The organism is Stenotrophomonas acidaminiphila (assembly GCF_014109845.1).
In the GTDB taxonomy this organism is placed as follows: Bacteria; Pseudomonadota; Gammaproteobacteria; order Xanthomonadales; family Xanthomonadaceae; genus Stenotrophomonas; species Stenotrophomonas acidaminiphila.
In genome coordinates this window covers 694,051-705,993 of the sequence record NZ_CP043567.1, presented here as the reverse complement: position 1 = coordinate 705,993, position 11,943 = coordinate 694,051, and the positions used below count along the sequence as shown (strand labels likewise).

11 protein-coding genes are annotated in these 11,943 nt (G+C 69.9%); 8 read left to right on the top strand and 3 right to left on the bottom strand.

Going from position 1 to position 11,943, the window contains the following annotated elements:
• Nucleotides 1–181: 181 nt before the first annotated feature.
• Nucleotides 182–1,627 (top strand): MFS transporter, encoded by a 1,446-nt coding sequence (locus F0P95_RS03315; RefSeq protein ID WP_182335687.1) that lies wholly within the window; start codon nucleotides 182–184, stop codon nucleotides 1,625–1,627.
• Between the two features lie 36 nt (nucleotides 1,628–1,663).
• Here the strand turns inward: F0P95_RS03315 and F0P95_RS03310 are convergent, their stop codons facing one another.
• Nucleotides 1,664–2,284, bottom strand: coding sequence for a thymidine kinase (locus tag F0P95_RS03310; RefSeq protein ID WP_054668461.1), 621 nt, complete (start codon nucleotides 2,282–2,284; stop codon nucleotides 1,664–1,666).
• 124 nt (nucleotides 2,285–2,408) lie between these two features.
• Between F0P95_RS03310 and F0P95_RS03305 the strand changes: the two genes are divergently transcribed.
• Both F0P95_RS03305 and F0P95_RS03300 read left to right on the top strand, forming a co-directional pair.
• Nucleotides 2,409–4,391, top strand: a complete 1,983-nt coding sequence (locus F0P95_RS03305) for a UvrD-helicase domain-containing protein (protein ID WP_182336734.1) — start codon at nucleotides 2,409–2,411, stop codon at nucleotides 4,389–4,391.
• A gap of 43 nt (nucleotides 4,392–4,434) precedes the next feature.
• Nucleotides 4,435–4,983: a GNAT family N-acetyltransferase gene (locus F0P95_RS03300; protein ID WP_198422020.1), complete on the top strand. Its 549-nt coding sequence runs from the start codon at nucleotides 4,435–4,437 to the stop codon at nucleotides 4,981–4,983.
• A gap of 150 nt (nucleotides 4,984–5,133) precedes the next feature.
• On the opposite strand, the gene F0P95_RS03295 is transcribed toward F0P95_RS03300, so the two are convergent.
• Nucleotides 5,134–5,793 carry a YceH family protein gene (locus F0P95_RS03295; protein WP_182335686.1) on the bottom strand — a complete coding sequence of 220 codons (660 nt, stop codon included), beginning with the start codon at nucleotides 5,791–5,793 and terminating at the stop codon, nucleotides 5,134–5,136.
• 177 nt (nucleotides 5,794–5,970) lie between these two features.
• On the opposite strand from F0P95_RS03295, the gene F0P95_RS03290 reads away from it, so the two are divergent.
• The 5 genes from F0P95_RS03290 (at nucleotide 5,971) to F0P95_RS03270 (ending at nucleotide 11,704) form a co-directional block, all read left to right on the top strand.
• Nucleotides 5,971–6,879: a 5'-nucleotidase, lipoprotein e(P4) family gene (locus F0P95_RS03290; protein ID WP_182335685.1), complete on the top strand. Its 909-nt coding sequence runs from the start codon at nucleotides 5,971–5,973 to the stop codon at nucleotides 6,877–6,879.
• Nucleotides 6,876–7,595 (top strand): orotidine-5'-phosphate decarboxylase, encoded by a 720-nt coding sequence (gene pyrF / locus F0P95_RS03285; protein ID WP_182335684.1) that lies wholly within the window; start codon nucleotides 6,876–6,878, stop codon nucleotides 7,593–7,595. The genes F0P95_RS03290 and pyrF overlap by 4 nt, the downstream gene beginning before the upstream one ends.
• Before the next feature lie 337 nt (nucleotides 7,596–7,932).
• The gene (locus F0P95_RS03280) at nucleotides 7,933–8,829 is read left to right on the top strand and encodes a hypothetical protein (RefSeq protein ID WP_182335683.1); all 897 of its coding nucleotides are present in this window, start codon (nucleotides 7,933–7,935) and stop codon (nucleotides 8,827–8,829) included.
• 8 nt (nucleotides 8,830–8,837) lie between these two features.
• Nucleotides 8,838–11,441 (top strand): glycerol-3-phosphate 1-O-acyltransferase PlsB, encoded by a 2,604-nt coding sequence (gene plsB / locus F0P95_RS03275; RefSeq protein WP_425515901.1) that lies wholly within the window; start codon nucleotides 8,838–8,840, stop codon nucleotides 11,439–11,441.
• 35 nt (nucleotides 11,442–11,476) lie between these two features.
• Nucleotides 11,477–11,704, top strand: a complete 228-nt coding sequence (locus tag F0P95_RS03270; RefSeq protein WP_182335681.1) for a hypothetical protein — start codon at nucleotides 11,477–11,479, stop codon at nucleotides 11,702–11,704.
• A 25-nt stretch (nucleotides 11,705–11,729) separates the two neighbouring features.
• Here the strand turns inward: F0P95_RS03270 and F0P95_RS03265 are convergent, their stop codons facing one another.
• The gene (locus F0P95_RS03265) at nucleotides 11,730–11,936 is read right to left on the bottom strand and encodes a YdcH family protein (RefSeq protein ID WP_182335680.1); all 207 of its coding nucleotides are present in this window, start codon (nucleotides 11,934–11,936) and stop codon (nucleotides 11,730–11,732) included.
• Between the last annotated feature and the right edge of the window lie 7 nt (nucleotides 11,937–11,943).

Here is an 11,943-nt window from a genome sequence, read left to right as displayed (position 1 = left end):
GGCAGGCATCCGTTGACAGCATCGCCGGATCGCGCCTAAAACGGCCGACGGTCCGTCATCGCCCGCGTGTGCGTGTGCGTGTGCGCGTGGCGTGGCGGGACCGCGCACGGGGCATCCCGTGGGTCCGCAGGGGACGGGCGCGGCGCGCCCGCAGTGACGACGACAACGAGACCGGGATGCCATGACGCAGAAAACCCGCTGGTCGCAGTTCGGTGTGCTCATCACGGTGTTCTTTTTCTGGGGCTTCGTCGCCGCCAGCAACGACATCCTGATCCCGGTCTTCCAGAAGGCCTTCGACCTCAGCCACGCGCAGAGCCAGCTGGTGTCGTTCGCGTTCTACATCGCCTACACGGTCGGCTCGCTGGCCTATTTCGGCATCTCCCGGCTCGCGGGCCAGGACCTGCTCAACCGCATCGGCTACCGCAACGGCATCTGCCTGGGCCTGCTGGTGTCGGCGCTGGGCACGCTGCTGTTCTACCCGGCGGCCAACAGCGGGTCGTTCGTGCTGATGCTGTCGGGCCTGTTCATCGTCGGCCTGGGATTCTCGCTGCAGCAGATCGCGGCCAACCCGCTGGCCATCGTGATGGGCAATCCGGCCACCGGCGCGCAGCGCCTGACCCTGGCCGGCGGGGTCAACAACTTCGGCACCACCATCGGCCCGCTGCTGGTCAGCGTGGCGATCTTCGGCAGCGTGGCCAGCGGCAACACCGAAGCCAGCATCGAGAGCGTCAAGATGCCCTACCTGGTGCTGGGCGTGGCATTCGTGCTGGTGGCGCTGTTCCTGAGATTCTCCTCGGTGCCCAACCACATCGACCTGGAGGGCGTCGCCCGCAGCGAGGCGCAGGACACCGGCAGGCTCCCGCACAAGGCGTCGGCGTTCGCCTACCCGCAACTGCTGCTGGGGATGGTGGCGATCTTCCTCTACGTCGGCGTGGAGGTGTCCACCGGCGCGCACCTGCCGGCCTACATGCGCGAACACCTGGGCGTGGATACCTCGGCGGTCGCGCCCTACGTGTCGCTGTACTGGGCCAGCCTGATGATCGGCCGCTGGACCGGCGCGGCCGGCGCGTTCGAGATCGGCGCCGGTGCCCGGCGCATGCTGACCCTGGTCCTGCCGTTCGTCGCCTTCGGCGTGTTCCTCGCGGTGAACGCGGCGCTGCGCCACGAGGTGGCGCAGTTCTACGGCTATGCCGGAGTGATCGTGGTGATGATCGCCGCCACCCTGCTCAGCCGCGGCAATCCGGCGCGGATGCTGCTGTACTTCGCGCTGTGCGGCATCGCCGCGCTGCTGGTGGGCATGTTCAGCGACGGCAAGACCAGCGCCATCGCCTTCATCAGCTCCGGACTGTTCTGCAGCACCATGTGGCCGTGCGTGTTCGCGCTGGCCATCGCCGGACTCGGTCGCCACACCAACCAGGGCAGCAGCCTGCTGGTGATGATGATCATGGGCGGCGCGCTGGTGCCGCTGCTGCAGGGCGTGCTGGCCGATACCGCCGGCATCCACATGAGCTTCTGGGTCGGCGTGGCCTGCTTCGCCTACCTGGCGTTCTACGCGCTGCGCTCGGCCGCGCTCCTGCGCCGCCAGGGCATCGACCTGGACCGGCTGGCAGCCGAAGGCGGGCATTGAGCCACCCGGCGGCGGCCGCCACCGCGGCGGCGCCCGCTACAGCGGCAGCGGCGCCTGCATCGGGTCGATCCGGCCTTCGCCGCGGGTGATCTTCTTGAACTCGGCGCGGCTGACCGACACGTAGCGGTCGTTGCCGCCGATCTCCACCTGCGGGCCGTCCTGCACGGCGAAGCCGTTCCCGTCCACGCGCACGGTCATGGTCGCCTTCTTGCCGCTGTGGCAGATGGTCTTGATCTCCTGCATCTCGTCGGCCCAGGCCAGCAGGTACTGGCTGCCCTCGAACAGCTCGCCGCGGAAATCGGTGCGCAGGCCGTAGCACAGCACCGGGATGCGCAGCTGGTCGACCACCTCGCTCAGCTGCCACACCTGCGCCTTGGTCAGGAACTGCGCCTCGTCCACCAGCACGCAGCCCAGCCGCCCGTGCGCGGCGATGTCGCCCTCGACCAGCCGCTGCAGGTCGGTGTCGTGGTCGAAGGCGGTCGCCTCGGCCTGCAGGCCGATCCGCGAGGCGACCACGCCGCTGCCGGCGCGATGGTCCAGGCGCGGGGTCAGGATCGCCACGCGCATGCCGCGTTCGCGGTAGTTGTGCGCCGATTGCAGCAAAGTGGTGGTCTTCCCGGCGTTCATCGCCGAGTAGTAGAAGTAGAGCTTGGCCATGGAGCTGGGAACGAGTGGAAAGGGGCGGGTCGAGGCAACGGCCGACCCTGAGGGGTGACAGAATACCCGCCGCCGGCCCACCCGGGCTTCTCACGTTTCTGGTTCCCGTCCCTTCGTTCCCATGCTGGATTCCCTCAATCCCCCCCAACGCGCGGCGGTGCTGCACACCGAAGGCCCCCTGCTGGTGCTGGCCGGTGCCGGCAGCGGCAAGACCCGCGTGATCGTGGAGAAGATCGCCCACCTGATCGGCAGCGGCCGCTACAGCGCCCGCCGCATCGCCGCGATCACCTTCACCAACAAGTCGGCCAAGGAAATGCGCGAGCGCGTGGCCAGGCGCCTGCAGGGCGGCCAGGCCGAGGACGTGACCATCTGCACCTTCCACGCGCTGGGGCTGAAGTTCATGCAGATCGAGCACGCCGCGGTGGGCCTGAAGCGCGGCTTCTCGATCTTCGACGCCGACGACGCGGCCGCCCAGGTCAAGGACCTGCTCGGCGGCGGCAACGCCAAGCCCGACGACATCGAGGACATGAAGAACCTGATCTCGCGGGCCAAGAACGCCGGGCTCTCGCCCGAACAGGCGATGGCGGCCGCGCGCAGCAACCGCGAGAAGGACGCGGCGATGGTCTACGCGCTGTACCAGGCGCGGCTGACCGCGTTCAACGCGGTCGATTTCGACGACCTGATCCGGCTGCCGGTGCAGGTGCTGGAAGAGAACCCGGACATCGCCGCGGCCTGGCGCGAACGCATCGGCTACCTGCTGGTGGACGAATGCCAGGACACCAACGATGCCCAGTACCGGCTGCTCAAGCAGCTGGCCGGCGCGGCCGGCAACTTCACCTGCGTGGGCGACGACGACCAGTCGATCTACGCCTGGCGCGGCGCCAACCCGGAGAACCTGCAGAACATGGCGGTGGAATACCCGTCGCTGCAGATCATCAAGCTCGAGCAGAACTACCGCTGTTCCAACCGCGTGCTGCGCGCGGCCAACGCGCTGATCGCGCACAACCCGCACGAACACCTGAAGACGCTGTGGTCCGACCAGGCCGACGGCGAGCGCATCCGCGTGTGGGAGTGCCGCAACAGCGAGCACGAGGCGGAAAAGGTGGCCGCCGAGATCCAGTTCATCGCCACCAGCCGGCGCGTGCCGTGGAGCGATTTCTGCATCCTGTTCCGCGGCAACTTCCAGAGCCGGCCGCTGGAGAAGGCGCTGCAGATGGTCGGGGTGCCCTACCACCTGACCGGCGGCACCGTGTTCCTGGAACGGCAGGAAGTGAAGGACACCCTGGCCTGGCTGCGGCTGCTGGTGAACCCCGATGACGACACCGCGTTCATGCGCTCGGTGCAGGCGCCCAAGCGCGACGTCGGCGCCGGCACCCTCGCCAAACTCGCGGAGCTGGCCTCGGACAAGGGCATGTCGATGGCGCAGGCGGCCGAGGCGATGGGCGCGCTGGCGCAGCTGCCGCCGCGCGCGGCCAACAGCCTGAGCCGCTTCACCGACATCCTGCGCGCGCTGCGCATGGACATGCGGCAGATGTCCTCCGGCGACCTGGTGCGGCGGGTAGCCAAGGATTCGGGCCTGCTCGCCGAACTGCGCCACCAGGCCAAGGACACCGCCGGCTATGAACGCCGTGCCGCCAACCTGGAGGAGCTGGCCTCGTGGTTCGAGAACGGCCCGCGTGGCGCCAGCGCCGCGGACATGGCCGCGCAGCTGGCGCTGATCTCGCGCAGCGACAAGGACGACGGTGGCAACCAGGTGCGGATGATGACCCTGCACGCCTCCAAGGGCCTGGAATTCCCGTACGTGTTCATCGTCGGCTGCGAGGACGGCGTGCTGCCGCACCAGGTCAGCCTCGACGAGGGCAACCTGCAGGAGGAGCGGCGCCTGCTGTACGTGGGCATCACCCGCGCCAAGATCCAGCTGTGGATGAGCTACAGCCGCCTGACCCGCAAGTTCGGCGAGCACGTGCGGCTCAAGCCCAGCCGTTTCTTCGACGAGCTGCCGGCGGCCGAGATCCAGCGCGACGGCGCCGACCCGGTGGCCGACGCCGTGCACAAGAAGGAGCGCGCGCAGGCCGGGCTGGCGGCGATCCAGGCGCTGTTCGACTAGCCGCCAGCGGGCTTGCGCCTATGCGTGCGTGGAGCGACCCTGCATGGCAACGACCGCGGCGGGGCAGGCGATGCTGATCGAAACCGAACGACTGCGCCTGCGCCCGCTGCGCGATGACGACGGCGATGCCGCGGCGATGCTGGAGCTGCTCAACGAGCCGGGCTTCCATCGCTACATCGGCGACCGCGGCATCCGCACGCTGGAGCAGGCGCGCGGCTGCATCCGCGACGGCCCGCTGGTGAGCTATGCGCGGCACGGCTATGGCATGTATGTGGTCGAGCGCCGCAGCGACGGGGCCTGGCTGGGCAATGCCGGGCTGGTGCACCGGGCCGCGCTGCCGCATGCCGATGTCGGCTATGCCCTGCTCGAGCGCCATACCGGCCAGGGCTATGCGCTGGAGGCGGCCCGGGCGGTGCTGGGCCATGCGCGCGATACGCTGGGGCTGGGCGCGCTGTGCGCGATCGTGACGCCGGGCAACGCGCGTTCGGTCGCATTGCTGGAAAAACTCGGGTTCCGGGCCAATGGCAGCGTGCGTCTGCCCGGCAAGGACGAGGACCTGCTGCTGTTCATCAACGAGCCTGCAACCGGTTAGCCCGGGTCATACCCGGGACCCGCCAGTGCGGCGGGACGTGCATGCCGGAGGCATGGCCGCGGCATGCATCGCTGCGCAGGCGACGGGCCCTGGCCCTCGCGGGGCATTCCGGCGATGCCCCCGCGGGGCAGGCCCCGCAGCTGCGCCGGCTCAGTCGTCCAGCCGGGACTGCAGCCGCGCCAGCTGTTCCTGCAGCGCCGCCACCGCCGCTTCGAGCTGCGCCACGCGTTCTTCCAGCGCGCCGTTGTCCGCGGCCGCGCCCGCGGGTGCGCGGAACTGCGCCGCCAGCGCGTCCACGTCCACCGGGCCGCCGAGCAGGTGCATGTAGCGATCCTCGCGCTGGCCGGCCGCGCGTGGCAGCTGCACCGCCAGCCCACGCTGGATCAGGCGCCCGAGCTGGTGGCGCAGGTCCTCGGCGTCGGCGAACTTGGCCATCCGCTCGCTGCGCGTGGCCAGTTCGCCGGCGGTCTGCGCGCCGCGCAGCAGCAGCAGGCCCAGCAGCGTGACCTGCTGCCGCGGCAGGTCGAGCTTGGCGCCGAGCAGGTGTTCGTAGCGCTCGGCGCGCGCGGAGAAATGCTGGCGGGCCAGGCCCATCGCCTCCAGCTGGCGCAGTGCGTGCTGCACGGTACCGGCGTCCAGGTTCATCACCGGATCGCGTGCGGTCTTCTGGTTGGCCGCGGTCTGCGCGGCGTTGACCGTCAGCGGATAGGTCTCGGGCGTGGTCGCTTCCTTCTCGACCAGGCAGCCGAGCACCCGCATCTGCGCGGCGTCGAGCACGGGAACGGGCAAGGGGGCAGGGGTGTCGGTCATCGTCGGCGTCCGGTCGCGCGAGGGGGGCGCAAGCATAGCCGAGGGCCCGACAGAACCGGGGTCGGAGTCGGCTTGCCGCAAAACCGACGCCGCCCCTGGTTTTGCCTGCTCTCGGCGCGGGCCGGGTGGGGAGCCGGTAAACTTGCCGGGTTTTCGTTCTGTCCGGTAGCCGTGCCCATGTCCCGAATCCCCCCCTCCCTCCTGCTCGCCGGCGCGCTGTTGTCGCTGGCCGCGTGCAGTACGTCCCGCCCCCTGGTCCACGGCGAGCCCGCCGTCCCGGCCCCGGCTACGGCGACGGTCGCCGTCGAGGGGGCCAACGACAACCTGAATGCGGTGCTGTGGATGCAGCGTTCGCAGGAATACCGGGCCAATGCCCTGCAGACCTGGCGCGCCGCCGCCGCGCAGCTGGATCGCGCGCTGGCCGACCGCTCGTGGACCGCGCTGCTGCCGCAGGAAGGCGGCAGCCAGCAGTCGGCCAGGTTGAAGCCGGCGGTGGTGGTGGACGTGGACGAAACGGTGCTGGACAACTCGCCCTACCAGGCGCGGCTGGTGCGCAACGGCGGCAGCTACGACGACGTCAGCTGGGACGCCTGGGTGTCCGAAGGCAAGGCCGGTGCGGTGCCGGGTGCGGTCGAGTTCGCGCAGGCCGCGGCGGCCAAGGGCGTGACCATGATCTACATCACCAACCGCACCGAGCACATGAAGGACGTCACCCTGGCCAACCTGCGCCGGCTCGGCTTCCCGGTCGCCGGCGACGACGTCTACCTGGGCCTGGACAAGTACGTGCCGGGCTGCGAACAGGAAGGCAGCGAAAAGGCCTGCCGCCGCCAGCTGGTGGCGCAGCAGTACCGGGTGCTGATGCAGTTCGGCGACCAGCTCAGCGACTTCGCCGCGATCGGGGTCAATACCCAGGCCGGCCGCGATGCGCTGCTGCAGGCCCACCAGGGCTGGTTCGGCCAGCGCTGGTGGATGCTGGCCAACCCGACCTATGGCGGCTGGGAGCCGGCGCAGTTCAACAATGCCTGGTCGCTGCCCGAAGCCGAGCGCCGCGCCGCCAAGCGCGCCGCGCTGGACCTCGCCCAATGAGCCGCGGCCCGCTGCCGCTGCGCACCGACGAGCGCCTGATCTTCGCGCTGGATGTGCCGGGGCGTGCCGAGGCCATCGACTGGGTCGAGCGGCTTGGCGACGCGGTGTCGTTCTACAAGATCGGCATGGAACTGCTGGCCTCGGGCGAGTACTTCGCGGTGCTCGACGAACTTGCCAGGCGCGACAAGCGCGTGTTCGTGGACCTGAAGTTCTTCGATATTCCCGCCACTGTCGCCGGCGTCATCCGGCGCCTGTCGCAGTGGCCGGTGAGCTACTGCACGATCCACGGCTGGCACCCGGCGATGATGCAGGCCGCGGCCACGGCCAACACCTCGGACATGCGCCTGTTGGCGGTGACCGTGCTGACCTCCATGGGCCGCCCCGACCTGGCGCAGATGGGCATCGACCGCGAACCGGTGGAGGTGGTGGTCGAACGCGCACTGGCCGCGCAGCGCGCCGGCATCGACGGCGTGATCGCCTCCGGCCAGGAGGCCGCGCCGATCCGCGCCGCCACCGGCAGCGGCTTCTCCATCGTCTGTCCGGGCATCCGTCCCGGTGGCCCGGTGGGTGACGACCAGCAGCGCACGGTCGGCGTGGCCGAGGCGTTCAGCGATGGCGCTGACGCCATCGTCGTCGGCCGGCCGATCCGGCTGGCCCCGGATCCGCGGGCGGCGGCGCAGGCGATGCAGCGCGAAATTTCAGATTTCTTTCATTAAAAATCAATAACTTATATATTGATTCATGAAGTGTTGCATTAACTGAAGCGGGCGCGTAGGCTGTGCCCGTCCCGGCATTGCCGGCGATGTGTCACATGTCCCCGGCTCCGCCGGCTTGAGGAGGTTCGCCACCGGCAACGGGGCGGCCTCTTTTTTTTTGCGCGCAGACCGGCGCCGCTTGCCGCTGTCACCTTGCTGGCCGCAAGATGCCACGGCCCGGGGGAGGACCAACGACGCCATGCCACGCCGTTCATCTCGCAGCCGTTCGCGTCTCGTCTTGCTGTCGCTGTGCGCGGTGGTCGTGTTTGCCGCTGGCTGCCGGCGCTCGCAGGAGCCCTTGCCGGGCGCTGCCACCGAGCCGGCCGCGGCCGTGCGCCAGCTGGTCCAGCACCTGCACGACAACGACCTGGCCGGCTACGCCCGCGCGGCGGTGCCGCCGGCGCAGTACGCGGAACTGGAGGCGGCCTGGGCCCAGGGCCACAGCCGCTGGCCACTTGACCAGCTGCCGCTGCACGACAAGCTGCCGGCGCTGCTGGCCACGCTGTCGGCCGCCGACGCCGAGACCCGGCTGCAGCGCGCATTCAAGGCGCAGATCGCCGGGCAGGCGGCCGGCGTGCGCCAGGCCGCGCACTCGCTGGGCCTGTTCGGCGAGCAGTACATCAGCCGCCAGGGCGACTACAGCGACGACGAGCGCGCCCACTACGTGCAGCTGGTCAAGGCGCTCAGTGCCTGGGCACAGGCCGCGCCGCTGTCCGATCCCAAGCTGGCCCGCTCGGCCATCACCACCTTGACCACCGCCGCGCGCGCCACCGGCCTGGACAGCGACGCCGCGCTGCAGGCCGCGGGCATGGGCGGCAGCCTGCAGCGGCTGTCGCCGTTCGCCGCGGCCAGCAAACTGGTGCTGGCCAGCTACGGGTTGTCGCTGGACGAGAGCGTCGCGCAGATGCGCACCGGCCTGAGCAGCCAGGACGGCGACCACGCCGTCGTCCACGTGCAATACCCGCTGGCGGGCCACGACATCGACCTGCAGGTGGCGCTGCAGCGCCGCCAGGGGCACTGGTACCTGGCCCGCACCCTGGCCGAAGTGGATGCCGTGCTGGCCGCCGCGCGCGCCGCCGCCCCGCCGCCGGTGGAGGGCGAGGCGCCCCGGTCCGGCTCCGGTTCCGGTTCGGGCAACGACGCAACCACCGGCACCAGCACCGGGGACAGCCTGGCGGCGGCAGCTAAGCCATAATGTCGCCGATGTCGAAACAGAACCCACGGCCCGAACAGGGCGAACTCCTGCCGTCGGGCGAGGCCAGCGCCCCGGCCGCCTCCCCCCTGCCAGCCCAGGCCGGTCGGCCGCCCGTACGCCCGGGCCGGCGCCCGCTGTGGGCGCGCCTGCTCGGCCGCCTGATCGAGCCGTGGCTGGGGCTGAAGATCGAGCCCGAGCAGCTCCAGCACGACCCGGCGCAGCCGGTGGTCTACGTACTGGAGGACTACGGCCTGTCCAACGCGCTGATCCTGGACAAGGCCTGCCGCGACGCCGGGCTGCCGTCGCCGCTGGTCCCGCTGGCCGGCGACCCGACCGGGCGCAAGCGCGCCTATGTCGCGCTGTCGCGGCGTTCCAGCAACAACGCGCTGATCCCCGAGCAGCGCGGTGCCCGTACCCATTCCGACTCGCTGGCGCGGCTGCTGCAGGCGCATCGCGCCAATCCGGCGCTGGACGTGCAGCTGGTGCCGGTGTCGATCTTCGTCGGCCGCGCGCCGGACAAGCAGAGCGGCTGGTTCGCGGTGCTGTTCTCGGAAAACTGGGCGCTGGTCGGTCGCTTCCGCCGCCTGCTGGCGGTGCTGCTCAACGGCCGCGACAGCATCGTGCGCTTCGCCGCGCCGATTTCGCTGCGCGAGACCGTGGAAGAGGGGCTGGAGCCCGAACGCACCGTGCGCAAGCTGCAGCGCGTGCTGCGCGCGCACTTCCGCCGCATCCGCGAATCGATCATCGGCCCGGATCTTTCCACCCGCCGCCTGCTGGTGGACAAGGTGCTGGAAGCCGAGCCGGTGCGCGAGGCCATCGCCGCCCAGGCCAAGCGCGACAACTCCAGGCCGGCCGATGCCTGGAAGAAGGCGCAGGGCTACGCCTGGGAGATCGCGGCCGACTATTCCAGCCCGGTGGTGCGTTCGGCCAGCTTCATGCTGACCCACGTCTGGAACCGCATCTACGCCGGCGTGCTGGTCCACCACCTGGACAAGTTCAAGGAAGCCGCGCCCGGGCACGAGGTGATCTACGTGCCCAGCCACCGCAGCCACATGGACTACCTGCTGCTGAGCTACCTGCTGTACGACCGCGGCATCGTGCCGCCGCACATCGTGGCCGGCATCAACCTCAACCTGCCGGTGGTCGGCACGCTGCTGCGCAAGGGCGGCGCGTTCTTCATCCGCCGCAGCATCCGCGGCAACGCGCTGTACTCGGCCGTGCTCAGCGAGTACGTCGCGCAGCTGGTGGCCGGCGGCTACTCGATCGAGTACTTCGTCGAGGGCGGGCGCTCGCGCACCGGGCGCCTGCTGCAGCCCAAGGGCGGCATGATCTCGATGACGCTGCGCGCGTTCCTGCGCCAGCCGCGCAAGCCGGTGCTGTTCCAGCCCATCTACATCGGCTACGAGAAGCTGATGGAGGGCAACAGCTACCTGGACGAACTGTCCGGGCGGCCCAAGGAAAAGGAATCGATCTGGGCGCTGCTGTGGGGCATCCCCAAGGTGCTCAAGCAGAATTACGGCCAGGTGGTGGTGAACTTCGGCGAGCCGATCGCGCTGAACGACGTGCTGGCCGAGAAGGCGCCGGAGTGGGATGGCCAGCCGGTGTCCGAGGACGAGAAGCCGTCCTGGCTGTCGGGCACGGTCGATACCCTGGCCGAGCAGATCCAGGTGCGCATCAACGGCGCCGCCGACGTCAACCCGATCAACCTGCTGGCGCTGGCGCTGCTGTCCACGCCCAAGCACGCCATGGGCGAGGCCGACCTGGTCGCGCAGATCGAGCTGTGCAAGAAGCTGCTGGTGGAACTGCCGTATTCGGACCGGGTGACGGTCACCCCGCATTCGCCCGAGCGCATCATCGCCCACGCCGAGGAGATCAACGTCCTCACCCGGGTCAAGCATCCGCTGGGCGACGTGCTCAGCGTCAGCGGCGACACCGCGGTGCTGCTGAGCTACTTCCGCAACAACGTGCTGCACCTGTTCACCGCGTCTTCGTGGGTGGCCTGTTGCTTCCAGAACAACCGCCGCATGAGCCGTGCCGGCCTGCTGCGGCTGGGGCGCGGACTGTACCCGTTCCTGCAGCAGGAGCTGTTCCTGCCGTGGACCGAGGACGAATTCGCAGCGCGCATCGAGCAGACCATCAACGTGTTCGTGCGCGAAGGCCTGCTGCAGCAGGTGGGCGAGGACGAGGGCGGCATGCTCGCGCGCAGCACCGGCCAGACCGACGAGGTATTCCGCCTGCGTGCCATCGGCCATTCGCTGCAGCAGGCGTTCGAGCGTTACTACATCGCCATCTCGGTGCTGGTGAAGAACGGCCCCGGCGTGCTCGGCGCGGCCGAACTGGAAAGCCTGTGCCAGCAGGCCGCGCAGCGCCTGAGCCTGCTCTACGCCCCGGCCGCGCCGGAGTTCTTCGACAAGACCCTGTTCCGCGGTTTCATCCAGAAGATGCGCGAACTGCGCCTGGTCTGGCCGGACGAGAACAGCAAGCTGCTGTTCGACGAGCGCCTCGATGCCTGGGCCAAGGACGCCAAGTTCATCCTCGGCCGCGAACTGCGCCACACCATCGAGCGGGTGAGCCCGGAAGCGGTCAAACCGGAGGAACCGGCGGCGGGTTGAAGCTTCCCAGGCACCGGACAACGGAGGGCAGGGTGATGTGGCAGACAACGTTCTTCGCGTCGGTGGCGACCCTCTGCGTGCTTGCCGCGGTGCACGCCATGCGCCGCAAGCCGCGCGATGTTTCCGCCTTGCCCGACCCGTCGGACGCGGTGAAGGCGCTGCTGCGCAGCGGGAACAGGATCGCCGCGATCCGGGCCTGCCGCCGGCAAAGCGGTGCATCGCTGCTGGAAGCGAAGCGGGTCATCGCCCGCCACGCGGCCTGAGTGGCGGGCGTGGCGGCGCTGCGGTTCAGGCCGGCTCGTCGGGAATCAGCATGCTTTCCAGGCGGGCGATGCAGTCCTTGAGCTGCAGCCTGCGCTTCTTCAGCCGCTTCGCGTCCAGTTCGTCATCCGGGTTGGCGGCGAGCCTGCCGATGCGTTCGTCCAGGCTGCGGTGCTCGGACCGCAGTTCGGCGATGCGCTGGCTGATCTCGGCGAGGGACGGCAGCTCGGACATGCCGCCA

Bases quoted from the DNA above. Each gene is read 5' to 3' on its own strand.
- F0P95_RS03315 (WP_182335687.1), top strand. From the start codon at position 182: ATGACGCAGAAAACCCGCTGGTCGCAGTTCGGTGTGCTCATCACGGTG.
- F0P95_RS03310 (WP_054668461.1), bottom strand. From the start codon at position 2,284: ATGGCCAAGCTCTACTTCTACTACTCGGCGATGAACGCCGGGAAGACC.
- F0P95_RS03300 (WP_198422020.1), top strand. From the start codon at position 4,435: ATGGCAACGACCGCGGCGGGGCAGGCGATGCTGATCGAAACCGAACGA.
- F0P95_RS03295 (WP_182335686.1), bottom strand. From the start codon at position 5,793: ATGACCGACACCCCTGCCCCCTTGCCCGTTCCCGTGCTCGACGCCGCG.
- F0P95_RS03290 (WP_182335685.1), top strand. From the start codon at position 5,971: ATGTCCCGAATCCCCCCCTCCCTCCTGCTCGCCGGCGCGCTGTTGTCG.
- pyrF (WP_182335684.1), top strand. From the start codon at position 6,876: ATGAGCCGCGGCCCGCTGCCGCTGCGCACCGACGAGCGCCTGATCTTC.
- plsB (WP_425515901.1), top strand. From the start codon at position 8,838: ATGTCGAAACAGAACCCACGGCCCGAACAGGGCGAACTCCTGCCGTCG.
- F0P95_RS03270 (WP_182335681.1), top strand. From the start codon at position 11,477: ATGTGGCAGACAACGTTCTTCGCGTCGGTGGCGACCCTCTGCGTGCTT.
- F0P95_RS03265 (WP_182335680.1), bottom strand. From the start codon at position 11,936: ATGTCCGAGCTGCCGTCCCTCGCCGAGATCAGCCAGCGCATCGCCGAA.